We start from the raw sequence: 16702 nt of genomic DNA on the forward strand, positions 1-16702 counted from the left end.
CCGCCGTCCGTAGAGTGAGGAATGGGCTGAGATGCCTGAGTTCGCGTACACCGATCTGCTCCCCCAGGGAGAGGACACCACCCCCTACCGGCTGGTGACCTCCGAGGGTGTCTCCACCTTCGAGGCCGACGGACGGACGTTCCTCAAGGTGGAGCCGGAGGCGCTGCGCAAGCTGGCCGCGGAGGCCATCCACGACATCCAGCACTACCTGCGCCCGGCCCACCTCGCACAGCTGCGCCGCATCATCGACGACCCCGAGGCGTCGGGCAACGACAAGTTCGTCGCGCTCGACCTGCTGAAGAACGCGAACATCGCGGCGGCGGGCGTGCTGCCCATGTGCCAGGACACCGGCACGGCGATCGTCATGGGCAAGCGCGGGCAGAACGTGCTGACCGAGGGCGGCGACGAGGAGGCGCTCTCCCGTGGCATCTACGACGCCTACAAGAACCTGAACCTGCGTTACTCGCAGATGGCTCCCCTCACCATGTGGGAGGAGAAGAACACCGGCTCCAACCTGCCCGCGCAGATCGAGCTGTACGCCACGGACGGCGGCGCGTACAAGTTCCTGTTCATGGCGAAGGGCGGCGGCTCCGCCAACAAGTCCTTCCTGTACCAGGAGACGAAGGCCGTCCTGAACGAGGCCTCCATGATGAAGTTCCTGGAGGAGAAGATCCGTTCGCTGGGTACGGCCGCGTGCCCGCCGTACCACCTGGCGATCGTGGTCGGCGGTACGTCGGCCGAGTACGCGCTGAAGACCGCCAAGTACGCCTCCGCGCACTACCTGGACGAGATCCCGGCCGAGGGCTCCGAGCTCGGGCACGGCTTCCGGGACAAGGAGCTGGAGCAGAAGGTCTTCGAGCTGACGCAGAGGATCGGGATCGGCGCGCAGTTCGGCGGCAAGTACTTCTGTCACGACGTGCGGGTGGTGCGGCTGCCGCGGCACGGGGCGTCCTGCCCGGTCGCCATCGCGGTGTCGTGCTCCGCGGACCGGCAGGCCGTCGCGAAGATCACGGCGGAGGGTGTCTTCCTGGAGCAGCTGGAGACGGACCCGGCGCGGTTCCTGCCGGAGACGACGGACGCTGAGCTCAACGGCGGCTCCGCCGCGGGGCTCGACGAATCCGCGGACGTGGTCAGGATCGACCTCAACCAGCCGATGGACGACATTCTCGCCGAGCTGACCAAGTACCCGGTCAAGACCCGGCTTTCGCTCACCGGTCCGCTGGTCGTGGCCCGCGACATCGCGCACGCCAAGATCAAGGAGCGGCTGGACGCGGGTGAGGAGATGCCGCAGTACCTGAAGGACCACCCGGTGTACTACGCGGGGCCGGCGAAGACGCCGGAGGGTTACGCGTCCGGGTCCTTCGGGCCGACCACGGCCGGGCGCATGGACTCCTACGTCGAGCAGTTCCAGGCGGCGGGGGGCTCCAAGGTGATGCTGGCGAAGGGGAACCGGAGCAAGCAGGTCACCGACGCGTGTGCCGCGCACGGCGGCTTCTACCTGGGGTCCATCGGTGGGCCCGCGGCCCGGCTCGCGCAGGACTGCATCAAGAAGGTCGAGGTCGTCGAGTACGAGGAGCTCGGCATGGAGGCGGTCTGGAAGATCGAGGTCGAGGACTTCCCGGCGTTCATCGTCGTCGACGACAAGGGTGACGACTTCTTCCAGGACCCCGCCCCCGCGCCGACGTTCACGTCGATTCCGGTGCGGGGGCCGGGTCTGGTGTGATGCTGTGACGGACGCCCGCCCCTGATTGGCGCAGGGGCGGGCGTCGTCGTTCCGGCGTCAGATCAGCCGGCGCACAGGGTCAGGTTGACCGTGTCGCCGGACTTGACGATGGCCGGGGCGTGCGGGCTCACACCCACCACCGAACCGGGCTTGCAGTTCTTGACGGCCTTCTTGGTGACGGTGCCGAGCTTCGTCTGCGTCTTCAGGAGCTCCTGCTTGGCGAACACCAGGTCCAGGCCCGCGAAGTCGATCGGGATGATCACGCCGTCGGGGGTGCGGTACTGCAGGGTGGTGGCGTTGCTCGCGGCGGCCGTGCTGCTCGCCGCCGACTGCGACGTGCCGCCCGACGCCGAGGTGGCCAGGGCCGTCCCCCCGCCCGCCGCGATGAGGGCGGCGGCGACGGCCGCGATGCCGAGGGTCCGCCGGCGCCGGGTGCGGCGCACGATCTGGGGCGCGTCGAAGCCGGGGGTCTCGGCGGAGTTCGCGAAACGGTTCATGGCGTTCATCAGTTCCTCTTCGAAAGGTGTGCGGCCGGAAGGCCGAGCGTCGTCGTACGAGGTCACCGGATTCCTTCCGTGTGCCGCTGTGGTGAAGGGGCGGAGAGTGCGGGGAACTGACTTCGGAGTTTCTCGATCCCCCGGGCCAGCTGGGAGCGGACCGTACTCGGCGAGATGCCGAGGTCGGCCGCTATCTCGCCGTCCGAGAGATCGTGGAAGTATCGCAGCACCACCACCGTCCGCATCCGCATGGGCAGTTGCTGCAACGCGCGCACCAACTGGTCCCTGCTGTCGACCTGCCCGAACTCGTCCCCCGGGGCGGCGGTGTCGCCGCTTTCCGGGTGGGGAGTCGTGGTCAGGCGGCGGAATCTCCGCCAGCGGTCATTGGCCAGGTTCACCATGATCCGCCGGACGTAGGCGTCCGGAGCGTCCTTCGCAGTGATGACGCGCCACTTGCGGCAGGCCTTCTCCAAGGTCTCCTGGACCAGGTCCTCCGCCGCCTCACGGTTTCCCGTGAGCACGAGTGCGCCCCTGAACAACGTGGTCGACCGAGCGGCCACGAATTCCTGGAAGTCCGTCTCCACACGCTCCTCCCTTCCTGTCACCCCTCCACGACGCGGCAGCCCCCTCGTCTGCTGCACGGCCGCGGTGAGACCTGGGTCACAGGGGCCGCGGTGGCCCCATCGACCCCGGCGACCCCCGTCCGGCCCAGAGCCCGGAACATCCCTGCCGCCCCGATCGCTGTAAGAGGCATGAGTGAATACCGGATCGAGCACGACTCCATGGGCGAGGTACGCGTCCCGGCGGACGCCAAGTGGCGCGCGCAGACCCAGCGCGCGGTCGAGAACTTCCCCGTCTCCGGGCAGCGGATCGAGCGCGCGCACATCGAGGCGCTGGCCCGGATCAAGGGTGCGGCGGCGAAGGTGAACGCCGAGCTGGGGGTGCTCGACAAGGACGTGGCCGAGGCGATCCAGGAGGCGGCCAGGGAGGTCGCCGAGGGGAAGTGGGACGAGCACTTCCCGGTCGACGTGTTCCAGACCGGGTCGGGGACCTCGTCCAACATGAACACCAACGAGGTCGTCGCCACGCTGGCGACGGAGCGGCTGGGCCGGCCCGTCCACCCCAACGACCACGTCAACGCCTCCCAGTCGTCCAACGACGTCTTCCCGTCCTCCCTCCACATCGCCGCCACGGCCGCCGTCACCCACGATCTGATCCCGGCCCTGGAGCACCTCGCCGACGCGCTCGGCCGCAAGAGCGAGGAGTTCGCGGACGTCGTGAAGTCCGGGCGGACGCATCTGATGGACGCCACCCCGGTGACGCTGGGGCAGGAGTTCGGCGGGTACGCCGCCCAGGTGCGGTACGGCGTCGAGCGGTTGAACGCCTCGCTCCCCCGGCTCGCCGAGCTGCCGCTGGGCGGGACCGCCGTCGGGACCGGCATCAACACGCCGCCCGGGTTCTCCGCCGCCGTGATCGCGGAGGTCGCCCGGGTCACCGGGCTGCCGCTGACCGAGGCGCGCGACCACTTCGAGGCCCAGGGGGCCCGGGACGGGATCGTGGAGACCAGCGGGCAGCTGCGGACCATCGCGGTCGGGCTGACGAAGATCGCCAACGATCTGCGGTGGATGTCCTCGGGCCCGATGACCGGGCTCGCGGAGATCTCGCTGCCCGACCTCCAGCCCGGCTCCTCGATCATGCCGGGAAAGGTCAATCCGGTCATTCCGGAGGCGGTCCTCATGGTCGCGGCCCAGGTGATCGGCAACGACGCCACCATCGCCACCGCCGGCGCCTCCGGGAACTTCGAGCTCAACGTCATGCTCCCGGTCATCGCCAAGAACGTGCTGGAGTCCATCCGGCTGCTCGCCAACGCCACCCGGCTGCTCGCCGACCGGACCGTGGACGGGATCACCGCCCACCGCGAACGGGCCCGCGAGTACGCCGAGTCCTCGCCCTCGGTGGTCACCCCGCTCAACAAGTACATCGGGTACGAGGAGGCCGCCAAGGTGGCCAAGAAGGCCCTCTCGGAACGCAAGACGATCCGTCAGGTCGTGCTGGAGAGCGGGTACGTCGAGCGTGGCGACCTCACCCGCGAGCAGCTGGACGAGGCGCTGAACGTCCTGCGTATGACGCATCCGTGACACGCACCGCAGCGGCGTATGCCTGGGGCACCTAATATCTGTCCATGGCAGACGGTGAAGCGGTGAGACGCGCGGTGCGCGGGGAAGCTGACGGTGCTGTGCCCTTCTGGGCGCCCGGGAGCCGGATCCTGTGGCGGTACCGGGAGAACGGCGGCGACCACATCCACATCGCACGCCCCGTCACCGTCGTACGGGACGACGAGGAACTCCTCGCCGTGTGGCTGGCCCCGGACACCGAATGCATGAAGCCGGCGCTCGCCGACGGTACGCCCGTGCACCTCGAGCCACTTCGGTCGCGCTACACCAAGCCCCGCTCGGTGCAGCGCGACCGGTGGACCGGGACGGGCGTGCTGAAGCTGGCCCGGCCCGGTGAGCCGTGGTCGGTGTGGCTGTTCTGGGAGCCGGGCTGGCGGTTCAAGAACTGGTACGTCAACCTTGAGGAGCCGCTGGTCCGCTGGGACGGCGGGGTCGACTCCGAGGACCACTTCCTCGACATCTCCGTGCACCCCGATCGCAGTTGGCACTGGCGTGACGAGGACGAGTTCGCGCAGGCCCAGCGGGACGGCCTGATGGACGACCGGCTCGCCGAACGGGTGCGGGCGGCGGGGCGCGCCGCGGTCGAGGTGATCCGCGCCTGGGGCCCGCCGTACTCGGACGGCTGGCAGCACTGGCGCCCGGATCCGTCCTGGGCGGTACCGTCACTCCCGAGGGACTGGGACCGTACGCCCGCGCACGTGTCCTCATGAGACCCTTGATGCGCCCCCGGTCCACAACCGTAGGATCGTCCTCCGCAAGGAGGATCAACTCACAACTCCCGGGGATGGTACCGGGCTTGACCGAACGTCACCGAGGGGCGGCCAGGACGTGAGCGAGTGGTGCGAGGGCAAGACCACAGCGGAACGGAAACGGTCCGCCGCAGGAACGGCCTCTGACCACGCGGTAATTCCGTTCCAGGGGCACGTATTCCGGGTATCGGGATTTCTGCGGGACGAACCGCGCGCACGACGCGTGGCCCCGGACGGATGGATTCGACACGCGTGACGGAGCAGCCGACCTCCTACGAGCGCCCTCAGCCGGGCGTCGACCCCGCGGAGCCCCGCGGGGCGCTCCTGCGTACCCAGACGCCGCTCGGCCCCGCCGCCTTACCCGCACAGGCCCGCACCGGCGAGACGCCCTCCTCACCGGGTACCACCACGCCCTGCGGCAAGGGGAAGGAGCTCCCAGTCAACGGCCCCGAGCACGCCCAGCCGTCCGCTGCCGAGCAGGACGCGCACCGTCCGCGTCCCGCGCCCGAGCAGATCCCGGTCCAGCCGGGCGCCGAGCAGGAACACAGCCCCGGTGGCCAGGAGCGCCGCACCGGGCGGGGACTGCCGCCCGGCCGGCCGCTGCCGATGCGGCGGGACGGCGACCGGCTGCGCTTCGTCGGCGCCGCGACCCGGCGGATCGCCCGCGGCATCGACCTCGACGAGATCGTCATGGGCCTGTGCCGGGCCACCGTGCCGACCTTCTCGGACGCGATCCTCGTCTATCTGCGCGATCCGCTGCCGATCGGCGACGAACGCCCCACCGGGCCGGTGGTGCTGCGGCTGCGCCGCACCGACCGGATCCCCGAGGAACGGGACACCGAGGGCGGCTTCCTGCCCGTCCCGGCGCCGGAATCCGAGCTTCCGGAGCTGTCTGCGATGACCGCCGAGCTGTGCGAGGTACGGCCCGGCGGCGCCCTCAACGAGGTGCTGCGCGGGGTGCGTCCGGTGTTCGCCGACTCCCCCGCCGCCCGTGCCGCACTGCCCGAACTCCTGGGCGAGGGCGGCGAGTCCGTGGTGCCCGAGGGACAGCACGCGATCCTCGCGCCGCTGCGCGGCCGGCGCCGGGTGATCGGGGCCGCGCTGTTCCTGCGCCGCCCGGAGCGGATGGCGTTCGAGGCCGACGACCTGCTGGTGGCCGCCCAGCTGGCCACGCACAGCGCCCTCGGCATCGACAAGGCGGTGCTGTACGGCCGCGAGGCCTACATCGCCGACGAGCTGCAGCGCACCATGCTGCCCGAGACGCTGCCCCGCCCGACCGGTGTCCGGCTGGCCTCGCGCTATCTGCCGGCCGCCGAGACGGCGCGGGTCGGCGGCGACTGGTACGACGCGATCCCGCTGCCCGGCAGCCGGGTCGCCCTCGTCGTCGGTGATGTGATGGGCCATTCCATGACCTCGGCGGCGATCATGGGCCAGCTGCGGACGACCGCCCAGACCCTCGCCGGGCTCGACCTGCCGCCGCAGGAGGTGCTGCACCATCTGGACGAGCAGGCCCAGCGCCTGGGCACCGACCGGATGGCGACCTGCCTGTACGCGGTGTACGACCCGGTCTCGCACCGCATCACCATCGCCAACGCCGGCCATCCCCCGCCCGTGCTGCTGCACCTGGGCGGGCGGGCCGAGGTGCTGCGGGTGCCGCCGGGCGCGCCGATCGGCGTCGGCGGCGTCGACTTCGAGGCCGTCGAGCTGGACGCGCCCGCCGGGGGCACGCTGCTGCTCTACACCGACGGCCTGGTGGAGTCCCGCCTGAGGGACGTGTGGACCGGCATAGAGCAGCTGCGCGAGAAGCTCGCCGCGACGGCCCAGCTGACCGGGCCCGACCATCCGCCGCCCCTCGAGGCCCTGTGCGACGAGGTGCTCGACATGCTCGGCCCGGGCGACCGGGACGACGACATCGCGCTGCTCGCCGCCCGCTTCGACGGGATCGCGCCGAGCGATGTGGCGTACTGGTTCCTGGAGCCGGAGGACGCGGCCCCCGGCCGGGCCCGCCGGCTGGCCCGGCGCGCGCTGGCCCGCTGGGGCCTGGAAGAGCTCAGCGATTCGGTCGAGCTGCTGGTCAGCGAGGTCGTGACGAACGCGGTGCGGTACGCCTCCCGTCCGGTCACCCTGCGGCTGCTGCGCACCGATGTGCTGCGCTGCGAAGTCGGCGACGACGTCCCGCAGCTGCCGCGGCTGCGCCAGGCGCGGGCCACGGACGAGGGCGGGCGCGGGCTGTACCTGGTGAACCGCCTGGCCCGCCGCTGGGGCGCGACCCGGCTGAGCACCGGCAAGGTGGTGTGGTTCGAGGCCAACTTGACGGCACCGCAGGACTGATCCCACCCGCTCACCCGCAACCGGACCGACAGCGAAATCAAGCCGCATCCAGCGGAGATCACGGGCGCCGATTCCACCCCTCGGTCACAGCATCTCCACAGCTGCGGCGCTGAGTCGTGTCGTACACGAGCCGCTTCGCGCTGTGCTGTGACGCACGTCTTCCGGCCATGAACGGGTCGAATTCCTGCCTGGCGTGTCCATGCCTCGCTTAAGGTGACCTCGCGCTCAGAGAACCGGTCTTGACCACCCGGTCCTCATGAGCGGTTGAGTCAGCGAGGGGGACATCTCTGCACGGTGCACACTGCGTTGCCCCGCCCATGTGAACGGGCAGGTTCCGGCCACCCTTACGCCGACGCAGATCCCAGCGGCAAGGCGACAGCGCGCGCTCATCACTCTCCTCCCGCCCCGGACGCCCTCCCTCGCCGCCCCTCCCCCTCCTGCCCGAAAAAACAAGGTCTCCTGCCCATCCCCGGTCAGCGGGAGCGGGCAGGCTCACCGCGCCTGGCCCCCAGGAGCGGGAAGCAACTCGACGAGAAACGGGGAACGTCTCTCTTGAGATCCCGAAGAGGAACACTCATACCCCTGGCCGCGGTGGTGAGTTCCGCCGCGCTCGCCAGCACTCTGCTGCAAGCCATGCCCGCCACCGCCACCCCCGGGCCGAACTCCGGTCCGGGTAAGCCCGGGCCGGCACAGCACGGAGGTGTCAGCGACCCCGACCGCAGGCTCGGCAAGGGGTGGCGGACGTCCGACGACCGGGCCGTCACCGCCGCGGCCGACACCGACGGCCTGCACATCCTGGTCGCCGACAGCGCGAAGGCGTACACGTGGAAGGCCGCCGCGGTCCTCTCCGAGCCGGGCATGCCCGCGGACTCCTGGATCGGCAACCAGTGCCTCATGGACCACGACCATGTCGCCGCCGTGTACGCACCGCGCACGTTCACGAACAAGCCGGACCTGATGCAGGGCGGCGCGTTCGCCGCGATCGTGAACCTCGGCACCGGCCAGGTGACGAAGCTGCCCTTCACCGCGTCGCTGGCGTACTTCGACCCCTCCTGCGATCCGGCCACGCACACCGCCGCGTTCACCGCGTTCCGCGACATGAACGACGCGGCGAAGACCCGAACCCGGGTCGTGACGGTGAACACCGCCGGCAAGACCGTCATCGAGGCCGCGACGAAGGGCGAACTGACCAGCGCCGTCCCGGTCAAGGACGGCGCGGTCGCCGCCCTCGGCCGCCGCCTGGTCCACCTCGACCGCTCCGGCAAGGTGAAGAACCTGCTCACGACGGGCGGCGTCGCCTTCGACCTCCACCCGGTCAAGGGCGGAAAGGTCGCCTTCGTCGAACGCGACGGCAGCACGAAGGCCCGCGCCAGGGTGTGGGGCCCGGACGGCAAGGCGGCCACCACGATCGCCACCGGAAAGCTCGGCGACCTCGACCTGAAGCGCGGCGGATCCGCGCGGGTCTTCCTCACCGGCCATCCCGTCGGCAGCCCGCACACCGCGGGCAGCGGCGTCACCCGGGTGAACGCCCCGGCTGACACGGACATCTCCAGCCAGGGGCGGCTCGCCGTCGAGCCCGTACTCACCCCTGGCATCCGGGCCGGCATCGAGCGGATCAAGAACGCCGGCAAGGGCTTCACGAAGACCGAACCGCAGGACGCTCCGGCACAGGCCCCGGACACGATGACCGCGACCACCCCGGTGACGGTCACCTCCATCGCCACCACCACCGGCTCGAAGATCAGCCAGAAGGTCGCCCCTGTCCGCAAGTCCACCGTGAAGGACCGCCTGTCGCCCGCGCTGACCGCCGGCCGCGCATCCGGCTCGGCCGCGGGCAAGCACGGGCAGCGGGCGCGGACCACGGCGGCCGTCGTGTCGCACGACCCCACCGATCCCGACCGCTGGTGCTCCGTCTCCCGCAACGACGTGGGCGCACAGGCGCTCCAGCCCACCCCCAACCAGGTCGAGTGGGCCGTCGACATGGCCGTACGCGGTAATCTGCACGCCAGTTACCTCCGGCAGGGCGGCTACCGCAACCAGTCCGGTCTGAGCAGCATCGACCCGCAGGGGCTGTTCCCGCCGCCCACCCTGACCGGCGGCGGCCGTATTCCCGCCAACGTGATGCTCGGCATCATGGCCCAGGAATCCAATCTGTGGCAGGCCGAGTCCGGCTCCATCCCGGGCCAGATGGGCAGCCCTCTCGCGGCGGTCGACGGCTACTACGGGCACAAGATCGACCCTGGCATGCCGGAGTCGTACTGGGCCATCAACTGGGACAAGTCCGACTGCGGCTACGGCGTCGGACAGGTCACCGACGGCATGCGCATCGCCGGTCACGAGAAGCCCGGGGAGACGAGCCTGTCGCCGGCCCTGCAGAAGGCCGTCGCCATCGACTACGCGACCAACATCGCCGCCTCGATGAAGATCCTCGCCGACAAGTGGAACGAGGTCCACAAGGCGGGCCAGAAGATCACCGTCAACAACGACGACCCCTCCTACGTGGAGAACTGGTTCACCGCGGTCTGGAACTACAACCTCGGTTTCAACCCGCCCTCCGAGGCCTCGAAGCACGACGGGCACTGGGGGCTCGGCTGGTACAACAACCCGGCCAACCCCATCTACAAGAAGAGCTGGAACCACCCGTTCATGGACACGGACGTGGACGGCACCGAAGCCAACCACGACGCCGCGCACCCGCAGGACTGGCCCTACGAGGAGAAGGTGATGGGCTGGTCCGCCTGGTCCATCGACACCGGATACTCCTACGGCACCGACGGCCGCCAGGACTGGAAGGGCGAATCCGGATACTCCTCGGCGGGCTTCCGGCCGGCCTGGTGGAACACCACCGCCGCGCGCAGCCAGGTCTCGCCGCCGCTCAGCACCTTCTGCAACAGCGACAACAACTGCAACCCGGCCACGCCGCCGGACTGCGGCACGGAAGCCTGTTACGCGAAGTACTGGTACAACAAGCCCAACGCCACCTGGAAGACGGCCTGCGCCACTCAGTGCGGGCACGAACTGATCAAGTACCAGACACTGATCCCGGAACCGGGGCGCGGCTACCGCCTCAAGAACGGCATGCCCGTCTGCAGCGGCCAGCCGACCGGTTCGCACGTCGTCGCGTCGGTGCCCAACGGCACCGAGACATGGGGCGACTGCGGACAGGCCACCTCCTCCGGCAGCTTCCAGTTCTCGTTCAACCCGTCCACCACGGGCACCCACTACGAGGCGAAAGCCGATCTGCACCAGGTCGGCGGCGGCTACGGCGGGCACTTCTGGTACACCCACACCCGCAACGAGGACCATCTCGGCGGCCCGGACGGCCTGATGGACATCGACGGCACATGGACGCTCGGCGAGCAGATGGACCTCGCCCAGGTCTGGGCCCACATACCCGACACGGGCGCACAGGCCAAGCGGGTGCACTATGTCGTCAGCGGGGCCTCCGGCGGGCCTTACGACCGCTATGTCAACCAGGACGCCAACAACGGCAAGTGGGTGTCCCTGGGCGCCTACAAGTTCACCTCCACTCCCAAGGTGACCCTGACGAACTACACGCCCGACGGGACCGGTGACGACGACGTGGCCTTCGGCGCCATCGCCTTCCAGCCCGTCACCGGCAAGTTCGTCCGGCGCACCCTGACCGCGGCCGCGATCTTCGACCCGAACCAGGAGCTCAACCAGAACTGGCCGGTGGCCAATGAGTTCGACACACCCCTGCGCTCGATGAAGTCGCTGTACGAGTGGGCCCTGGGTCTCGCCGACCAAGGCCACCTGTGGGACAACGACGACCCGTCGGTGCGCGTGGAGGGCCTCACCTCCTGGAACCGGTGCAACCCCGTGGGACACGAGGAGTGCACCGGCCCGCAGACGTACGACGCGGCCAAGAAGTGGGGCGACGACATCAAGGCGGGCGGCTACACGCCCAACGCCGACGGCTCCGCGCCGGCGATGTCGATTCCCGTCTGGATGGGCATGTCCAACCAGCGCCCCGATCCGTCGCTGCCTGCCAGCCAGGCGTACAAGAGCGACAACAGTTACAAGATCAAGAGCGATATCGTCGTGACGTTCGTGGTCGGCGACAACGGGAAGATCATCCCCGGCAGCGAAGGATCGAGCTACCGGGTCCGGGTCGGCAACGCCCACCTTCCGTACTTCGTGACCAACATCATGAAGGCCATCGAGGCGGACTACGGCATCGCGAAGCCTGACATCGACTACACCACCCAGGACGCACTGGAGTACGGCAACGTGCTCACCGCCCACCCCTACACCGACGGCGACACCCCCGGGCAGGCGTACTTCCCGCACTTCCGGGGCGCGCGCCTGAACTCGGACAACACCTGCGTGGACGTCCGGGGCGTCGGCGGCGGCGTGCACGGCTACCGGGCGATGATCGGCCACAAGTACATCAACGACAACGTCAAGGCCTGGGTCGACAAGATCAACAACAGCCCGGACACCAACTACTCCGTGCGTCGCTTCGCCGGAGACGTCTACTCGATGTTCTTCAAGAACGACGGCGGCAACAACATCTTCGGCAGCATGATCGGCAACGCTCCGCCGATCTGGCAGGACGTCGCCGCCGCCTTCTGCGCCGACGGCAGTGTGAAGCCGACGCACATGCAGGACGACGGGGACGCCACCCCCTCCAACGGCATGGTCTTCCAGAGCTACATGCCCGACCTGTACGTGTACGTCGACGACAAGATGACCGACAACCTCGGCCGGCCCTCCGCCGCGAGGGTCAGGGGCGGAGACTGGAAGGACTTCTCGAACCTCCCGGCGACCGCTCCCAACGGCAACGCGTTCGGGCCCTGTGACGCCTTCCACCGCGGAAGCGGCGGAAACCCCTGGGACGTCTCGCCACCGGTACCCGTCATCGGAGACGGCCCCGGCAACCGGCCGTCGAGCGTCGTCCACTGCGACGACACGGCGACGAAGTTCACCGACAACCTGACGCCCTGACGACGGGCTGTTGAACGCCCGGGCGCCGCGCCGGCAACAGGCGTGGCGCCCGGGTCACGGAGAAGGGCGCCCGGTTCCCACCGGGCGCCCTTTCGCGTTCCTTCCCTCTACTGGCCCGCTACTGGCCCGCTACTGGCCTTCGGGCTTCAGCGGGTTGAGCGGGTCGTCCGGGTTGCCGGTCGTCGCTGAGTTCGACGGACTCGGCGGCTGCGACGACGACGGGGGCGCGGACGACGGCGGCGGCGCGCTGCTGGTCGCCGGGGTCGACGGCGGCTCGGACGACGGGGAGTTGGAGCTCGGCGGGGCCGAGGACGGCGGCGCGGACGTGCTCGCGCTCGGCGGCGGGGAGAAGGAGAAGCTCTCCGTCGGCTCGACCGCCGCGCCCTGTGTGGTGTTGAGGTCGAACTTGGCCTTGTGTGTGACGCCGAAGGTGTATGCCGCCCAGATAGCCGCCGGGAAGGTGCCGCCGTTGACGCGCCCTCCACCACCTGTGTTGTACATCGGGACCTGGGCGCCGCCCTTCCTGGCCTCGCCGAACAGGCCCACGGAGGTGACCAGGTCCGGTGTGTAGCCGGTGAACCAGGCGGACTTGTCCTTGTCCGACGTACCCGTTTTGCCCGCCACCTGCTGGCCGTCGCGCAAGGGGTTGCGCGCCACGGAGTCCTTGGCCGTACCGTCGTCGACCACACCGGTCAGTACCGAGGTCACCGTGTCGGCCGTGGTCCGGCTGATCACGCTGCTGCCGATCGGGTTGGGCATCTCGACCGGGCCGTCCTTCTTCTCGGCCGACTTGACGATGGAGGGCGTCACCTTGTTGCCGTGGTTGTCGAGGGTGGCGTAGATCCCGGCCATCTCCAGGGGGCTGGCGCCCATGGATCCGAGCGTCTGGGCGTACACCGCCTGCATGCCCTTGGTGTCCATGCCGAGCGTGTTCGCCGTGCTCATGACCTTGTGCATGCCCACGTCGACGCCCATCTGTGCGAAGACGGAGTTGACGGACAGGTTCATCGCCCGCTGGACGGTGATCGGGCCGTAGCTATGGTTGTCCTCGTTGGGCGGGCCGAAGCCGACCTTGGTGCCGTTGTCCACGACCTGGCGGCCACTGGTGCCGTCGTAGACGGTGTCGGCGGTGATCGGTTTGCCGTTCTGCGTCTTCGCGCCCGCCTCGAGTGCGGCGGCGAGGATCACGGGCTTGAACGTCGAGGCGGGCTGGTAGTCCCGACGGGTCGCGTTGCTGCGGAAGTGTTTGAAGTAGTCCACCCCGCCGTACAACGCGACGATCTTGCCGGTCTTGGGGTCGACCGAGACGGCCCCGGCCTGGACGGCGTCGTCGACCTTGCGCTTCTTCGGATCGAGCTTGCTGATCAGCTGTTCCTTGACCGACTTCTCCAGCTGGGCCTGCTTCTTCTCGTCGATGTTCAGGGTGATGGTCCAGCCCTGCCGCACGACCTTCGCCTCCGCGTCGGACGCGGAGAGGTTCTGCTCCTTCATCAGTTGCTGTTCGAGCTGTTGGTTGGCGAGCTCGACCAGATAGCCCTTCTGGCCGCCCATGCCGGGGGCGCCCTTGGGTTCCCTGGGTATCGGAAACTGCAGATCCTTGCGCTTGGCCGCGTCCAGCCAGTGCTCCTCGACCATGTTGTTCAGGACGTAGTTCCAGCGCGCCTTCACCAGCTTCTTGCCGGTGGGGGTGGCGGCCTGCCAGTCGTACTGGCTCGGTGCCTGGAGCAGCGCGGCGAGGTAGGCGCCCTGCGCGACGTTGAGCTTCTGGGCGTCGACGCGGTAGTAGGCCTGGGCGGCGGCCTGGATGCCGTAGGCGCCGCGGCCGTAGTAGCTGGTGTTGATGTAGCCGGCGAGGATGTCGTCCTTGTGCTCCTCGCGGTCCACCTTCAACGAGATGACCAGTTCCTTCAGCTTGCGCGTGACGGTCTGGTCCTGGTCGAGGTAGTAGTTCTTGACGTACTGCTGGGTGATCGTCGAACCACCCTGCTTGCCCTTGCCGGACAGGGTGTTGATCAGGCCTCGGGCGGTGCCCCGGAGGTCGACGCCGGAGTCGTGGTAGAAGCTCTTGTTCTCCGCCGCCACGAAGGTCAACTGGACCTTCCTCGGCACCTTCGACAGGTCCACGGACTCCCGGTTGATCTCGCCGTCGCGGGCCAGGATCTTGCCGTCGCTGTACTTGTAGACGTTGCTCTCGCCCTGCGCGAGCTTGTTGGCCGACGCTGGGATGTCGACGGCCAGGTACAGCGCGATGAATCCGCCGATGCAGAGCAGGCAGAACCCGAAGAACGTGCCGAGGATCTTCTTCCAGGTGAACAGCCTGCGTATTCGGCCCTTCGCGGGCTTGCCGGTCGCCGCGGCCCGGGTGGTTCCGGCCGTGGGCTGGGCGTTCGCCGTGGGCTCCGAGCGGCGGCGCCTGGGCGCCGCGCGGCGGCCACCGCGCTGTCGCGCTCGTCTCTCTTCCGCTCGTCCCATGAGTACCTACACTCCGCTTCCGTCTCAGGTCAGCTCAGAAAGCTAACACCGCTCTATATGACAAAGGAGGTTCGATCCGCTCTTTTACGGACGTGACAATCAGCACCCCGTCCCAAGGGAACCGACGGTTTGGGAGGTTGGAGGGTTGCTCGGAAGGGGTAAAGTGATATCACTTAGATAGAGTGAAGCTAGACGCTGAAGGCCGGCGCCTACGAGAACGGGGGCCCACCCATGTCCACCACGTCCACGCACGACGCGTCCGCCACAGCCGACGTACCAGAGATGCCCGCCCCGCGCGTACGGGAGTTCCAGGCGCACAGCATCGGCGGCGGCCTGGCCCTGCTGCTCGGCCTTGTCGGGCTGCTGCTCGGTGCCGGGATGATCGTCGCCGCCACGGCCGTCACGGCGACCGGCGGCAAGGCCGTGCTGATCGTCGGCGGCATCCTGGTGGGCATCGCCGCGTTCCTCGCGATGTGCGGGCTGAACACGGTGGCGCCGGGCGAGGCGCGGGTCGTGCAGCTCTTCGGGCGGTACCGGGGGACGATCCGCGAGGACGGGCTCCGCTGGGTGAACCCGTTCACCTCGCGCACGAAGATATCGACGCGGGTGCGCAACCACGAGACCGCCGTCCTGAAGGTCAACGACGCCTACGGCAACCCGATCGAACTCGCCGCGGTCGTGGTCTGGAAGGTCCAGGACACCGCCCAGGCGACCTTCGAGGTGGACGACTACACGGAGTTCGTCGCCACGCAGACGGAGACGGCCGTGCGGCACATCGCCATCGAGTACCCCTACGACGCGCACGAGGAGGACGGCCTCTCGCTGCGCGGCAACGCCGAGGAGATCACCGAGAAGCTCGCGGTGGAGCTGCACGCGCGCGTGGACGCGGCCGGTGTGCGGATCATCGAGTCGCGGTTCACGCATCTCGCGTACGCTCCCGAGATCGCCTCGGCGATGCTCCAGCGGCAGCAGGCCGGCGCGGTGGTCGCCGCGCGGCGGCAGATCGTGGACGGAGCGGTCGGCATGGTCGAGGCGGCGCTCGCCCGGATCGCGGAGCAGGACATCGTGGAGCTGGACGAGGAGCGCAAGGCGGCGATGGTGTCCAACCTCATGGTCGTACTGTGCGGTGACCGCGCGCCGCAGCCCGTACTGAACACAGGGACCCTTTACCAGTGACAGATCCCTCCGGGGGGTCGACCCCCCAGCGCCGGCCGCAGCAGCGCAAGCAGGTGCTGCTGCGGCTGGACCCGTCGGTGTACGAGGCACTGGCCCGCTGGGCCGGGGACGAACTGCGATCGGCGAACGCCCAGATCGAGTTCCTCCTCCGCAAGGCCCTGGCCGAGACCGGCCGCCTCCCCAAGGAAACCGGCCCCCTCCCCCGCCGCGGCCGCCCACCGGGCGGACCGGGCGCGTAGCCGGCCACTACGGTCGACTCCGCCGGTGTACGCGATGCCGGGGGCTGCCCGCCGGGGCACCGCCGTGTGCGAGAACCGCCCACGCGGGTCCCGCCCGCGGCGTCGGGCACGACAGCGCAACCAGATTCTGCTGCGGCCGGCCCCGCCGGTGTACAGCGCCGGCCCGCTGGGCCGGGACGGCAGCCCGGCGGCACCGCCGTATGGCAGAACCGCCCCTTCGGGACCCGCCCTGGCGTCGAACGCGGCAGCACGAGCAGCTGCCGCTGCGACCGCCCCCGCCGGGGTGAGAGACGTCGGCCCGCTGGGTCCGGACGACAGCCCGGCGGCACCGCCGCGCGGCAGAACCGCCCCCTCGGGCCGCCTGGCGTCTGGC

Annotated in this window: 10 protein-coding genes; 7 read left to right on the forward strand and 3 right to left on the reverse strand. The window is 69.6% G+C overall.

The features are described from left to right. Positions 1-31 precede the first annotated feature (31 nt). The gene (locus ACH45E_RS34910; RefSeq protein WP_361447615.1) at positions 32-1723 is read left to right on the forward strand and encodes a fumarate hydratase; all 1692 of its coding nucleotides are present in this window, start codon (positions 32-34) and stop codon (positions 1721-1723) included. 62 nt (positions 1724-1785) lie between these two features. Here ACH45E_RS34910 and ACH45E_RS34915 read toward each other — a convergent pair whose 3' ends face one another. After that, positions 1786-2229 carry a PASTA domain-containing protein gene (locus tag ACH45E_RS34915; protein ID WP_361447613.1) on the reverse strand — a complete coding sequence of 148 codons (444 nt, stop codon included), beginning with the start codon at positions 2227-2229 and terminating at the stop codon, positions 1786-1788. A gap of 53 nt (positions 2230-2282) precedes the next feature. Beyond that, positions 2283-2804, reverse strand: coding sequence for a SigE family RNA polymerase sigma factor (locus ACH45E_RS34920; RefSeq protein ID WP_361447611.1), 522 nt, complete (start codon positions 2802-2804; stop codon positions 2283-2285). 168 nt (positions 2805-2972) lie between these two features. Between ACH45E_RS34920 and ACH45E_RS34925 the strand changes: the two genes are divergently transcribed. The 4 genes from ACH45E_RS34925 to ACH45E_RS34940 all read left to right on the forward strand — a co-directional run bounded on the left by ACH45E_RS34925 (position 2973) and on the right by ACH45E_RS34940 (position 12442). After that, a complete protein-coding gene (locus tag ACH45E_RS34925; protein WP_361447609.1) occupies positions 2973-4358 on the forward strand; it encodes a class II fumarate hydratase in 1386 nt (461 codons plus the stop codon). Between the two features lie 44 nt (positions 4359-4402). Then, positions 4403-5104, forward strand: a complete 702-nt coding sequence (locus ACH45E_RS34930; RefSeq protein WP_361447607.1) for a DUF402 domain-containing protein — start codon at positions 4403-4405, stop codon at positions 5102-5104. Between the two features lie 276 nt (positions 5105-5380). Beyond that, positions 5381-7474 (forward strand): SpoIIE family protein phosphatase, encoded by a 2094-nt coding sequence (locus ACH45E_RS34935; RefSeq protein WP_361447605.1) that lies wholly within the window; start codon positions 5381-5383, stop codon positions 7472-7474. 633 nt (positions 7475-8107) lie between these two features. Continuing rightward, positions 8108-12442, forward strand: coding sequence for a hypothetical protein (locus tag ACH45E_RS34940; RefSeq protein WP_361447603.1), 4335 nt, complete (start codon positions 8108-8110; stop codon positions 12440-12442). A 129-nt stretch (positions 12443-12571) separates the two neighbouring features. On the opposite strand, the gene ACH45E_RS34945 is transcribed toward ACH45E_RS34940, so the two are convergent. Then, positions 12572-14914: a transglycosylase domain-containing protein gene (locus ACH45E_RS34945; RefSeq protein WP_361447601.1), complete on the reverse strand. Its 2343-nt coding sequence runs from the start codon at positions 14912-14914 to the stop codon at positions 12572-12574. 231 nt (positions 14915-15145) lie between these two features. Between ACH45E_RS34945 and ACH45E_RS34950 the strand changes: the two genes are divergently transcribed. After that, a complete protein-coding gene (locus ACH45E_RS34950) occupies positions 15146-16090 on the forward strand; it encodes an SPFH domain-containing protein (RefSeq protein WP_361447600.1) in 945 nt (314 codons plus the stop codon). Next, complete coding sequence (locus tag ACH45E_RS34955; protein ID WP_361447598.1) at positions 16087-16329, forward strand: hypothetical protein; 243 nt, start codon at positions 16087-16089, stop codon at positions 16327-16329. The genes ACH45E_RS34950 and ACH45E_RS34955 overlap by 4 nt, the downstream gene beginning before the upstream one ends. Positions 16330-16702: the final 373 nt, after the last annotated feature.

The organism is Streptomyces sp. NPDC020299 (genome assembly GCF_044387825.1).
In the GTDB taxonomy this organism is placed as follows: domain Bacteria; phylum Actinomycetota; class Actinomycetes; order Streptomycetales; family Streptomycetaceae; genus Streptomyces.

Excerpts from the sequence above, each read along its gene's own strand:
- ACH45E_RS34910 (WP_361447615.1), top strand. The coding sequence starts at position 32 with ATGCCTGAGTTCGCGTACACCGATCTGCTCCCCCAGGGAGAGGACACC.
- ACH45E_RS34930 (WP_361447607.1), top strand. The coding sequence starts at position 4,403 with ATGGCAGACGGTGAAGCGGTGAGACGCGCGGTGCGCGGGGAAGCTGAC.
- ACH45E_RS34935 (WP_361447605.1), top strand. The coding sequence starts at position 5,381 with ATGGATTCGACACGCGTGACGGAGCAGCCGACCTCCTACGAGCGCCCT.
- ACH45E_RS34925 (WP_361447609.1), top strand. The coding sequence starts at position 2,973 with ATGAGTGAATACCGGATCGAGCACGACTCCATGGGCGAGGTACGCGTC.
- ACH45E_RS34945 (WP_361447601.1), bottom strand. The coding sequence starts at position 14,914 with ATGGGACGAGCGGAAGAGAGACGAGCGCGACAGCGCGGTGGCCGCCGC.
- ACH45E_RS34940 (WP_361447603.1), top strand. The coding sequence starts at position 8,108 with ATGCCCGCCACCGCCACCCCCGGGCCGAACTCCGGTCCGGGTAAGCCC.
- ACH45E_RS34950 (WP_361447600.1), top strand. The coding sequence starts at position 15,146 with ATGTCCACCACGTCCACGCACGACGCGTCCGCCACAGCCGACGTACCA.
- ACH45E_RS34915 (WP_361447613.1), bottom strand. The coding sequence starts at position 2,229 with ATGAACGCCATGAACCGTTTCGCGAACTCCGCCGAGACCCCCGGCTTC.